Below are 2,545 nucleotides of genomic sequence, written 5' to 3' on the forward strand. Positions count from 1 at the left end.
GCCCGGCTTGTGATATATAATATCTCTAATGCTGTAACACTGCCGGTCAAAACACTAGAACTCTCTATAGAAGACGATCCTGAGGCATTAGATAAACTCGCCTCTTTTATTTCTAGTAATATTTATGCCTCAGGAATAGATAAAGAAAAGCTGCTTGGGGTGGGGATTGGTATACCAGGCTTCCTGGTCACACAGCTCGCTGATTACCTGGCCGAGAAACTGGATCTGCCCGTATATATAGATAACGATTCGAGTCTGATTGCTAAAGCGGAATTACACTTTGGTGCGGCAGTTGGTAAACAGGATGTAATGGTGGCCAATATAGGTTGGGGTACTGGGCTTGGTATGATTATAAATGGACAGTTGTATAGGGGAAGTAGCGGCTACGCCGGTGAATTAAGTCATATTCCTTTGTCCAAGACTGGTAACCTGTGTTCCTGTGGAAAAAGGGGATGCTTGCAGGTAGAAACCTCTCTGCTGGTGATGACAGAACGTGCCAAGGCGGAAATCGAAGCTGGACAAGCAACAAGTATGCGGGAGCTCTTTAAAAATAAGAACAGGAATGTAGGGGAGCTTTTTTTAGAGGCTGCAAGTCAGCATGATCCGTTGGCAGTTTCTATTCTTTCAGATGCTGCTTTTCTGATAGGCAAAGGGTTGGCAACTTTGATTCATATTATGAATCCGGAATGTATTGTGTTGAGTGGCCGGGGTGCTATAGCGGGCAAGATCCTTTTACCTCCAATACAGCAGGCCATTAATGAGTTTTGTATACCGAGGATTGCAAATAAGACAACCATAGTAGTCTCGGATTTAGCGGCAGATGCGGAGTTACTTGCGGCAGCAAGTTTAGTAATTGAATACACCAAATTTGAAAAATAAATAACCCTAATTTTTAAACTAAACTAAACCAGAAAATGAAAAAAATCTACGCACGATGCGTAGGACTGTTATTGTTAAGCCTATTAACAGTAGCTGCCTATGCGCAAAAAATCGTATCAGGGACCGTAAAGGATGCCTCAGGAATGCCCGTTCCTGGTGTTAGCATCCGGGTCAAAGGCACAAAAACCGGGACCGCTACCAATGCTAAAGGAGAATTTAGTATCTCAGCTAACCCAAAGGAAGTTTTATTGTTTACTTCTATAGGATTGACACCCAAGGAAGTAGTTGTGGGAGAATCCTCTACTTTAACCGTTTACATGGCCGATGAATCCAGTGGCTTAAATGAAGTGGTGGTAACGGCATTGGGTGTTAAAAGGGAACGGAAGTCCCTTGGATATGCAACCAGTAGTATTAAAAACGAAGACCTGACCAAGGCAGGGACGCCATTAAACCCATTTTTGGCCATTTACGGAAAAGCTCCTGGTGTTGGGGTTGCGATCGGATCTGGTGGTGCAATGGGGGGAATAGATATTAAAATCCGGGCATCGGCTTCATTAAATAACGCTCAAAGTGATCGTCCATTGTTTGTTGTGGATGGGGTGCCGATCCGGGACCAGAGTACATCTATGGCGTCCAGAGGTTATGATCCTTTACATTCTTTTGACTATGGTTCTGGTATCAATGATTTAAACGCGGAAGATATCGAAGGAATTGAAATTTTAAAGGGCGCTAAGGCGGCTGTTCTCTATGGTGCTGAAGGTGCAAATGGTGTGGTTTTAATTACGACTAAAGGTGGAGGAAACAAAACTTCGGGCTTTGGTATCTCTGCATCGTTTCAACATTCCTTTGAAGTACCAAAGAGCTATATTGATTTTCAAAATGAGTATGGTACGGGGATAAATACGAATGATATCCAGTATGTGAATGATCCTAAAACAGGTTTACCAACTACACAAAGAAAACTGGTGAACAGTAGGTGGAGCTTCGGGCCGCGTTTTGACAACAGCCCGATTATGGGCTATGACAGCACAATGACCACTTATCATGCTTATCCGAATAATTTTATAGACTTTTTTCCAGCAGGAAGATCGGATAATGCCTCTATTGCAATGAGTGGAGGAAATGAAAAAGGCGGGATGCGTTTTTCTTATTCTAACAGAGACTATCATGATATTTTACCAAATTCCTGGCAGAAAAACAACACCTTTAGCTTTAATGGGAATATGAAGGTGTCTCCGTTTGCATCATTTGATGTAACTGCCAACTTATTTAACATTGAAACCAATAACCGCCGGCCAAATATTGGAGGTTTGGTAGCCTTTGGATTGAACCGTGATTATGATTATGGTTTCGTTCAGAATTTCTATAAAGACGGAACTGGTTTTCAAAGGGAATTGGATGGCTATAGTTTGCCGCCTTCATTTGGTAATTTAAAAAGTATATTATCACAGCAGCTGGATGATGTAAATAAGGATACCAAGACCCACTTGATCACTTCGGTAAAGAACACACTTAGTTTTACAAAACACATTTCCTTAGTCAGTCAATTTGGGTTTGATTATAACATTGTTGATTATACCCAGGAAAACCGTGTAACCAGGATCAATCCAATAAATGGAGGCAAATTCGCGGTGGGTAAAGAGCGTAATCAGGCGGTAAATTTCCA

Annotated in this window: 2 protein-coding genes; both read left to right on the forward strand. The window is 42.0% G+C overall.

Annotated elements, in window-relative coordinates:
* The coding region (locus tag VNZ46_RS12765) for an ROK family protein (protein ID WP_325560500.1) at positions 1-879 on the forward strand (879 nt) is incomplete at its 5' end.
* Positions 880-914: 35 nt separating this feature from the next.
* Positions 915-2,545 (forward strand): carboxypeptidase-like regulatory domain-containing protein (locus tag VNZ46_RS12770; RefSeq protein WP_325560501.1); only part of this gene is annotated, 1,631 nt, incomplete at its 3' end.

Source organism: Pedobacter sp. (assembly GCF_035566355.1).
Lineage (GTDB): Bacteria > Bacteroidota > Bacteroidia > Sphingobacteriales > Sphingobacteriaceae > Pedobacter.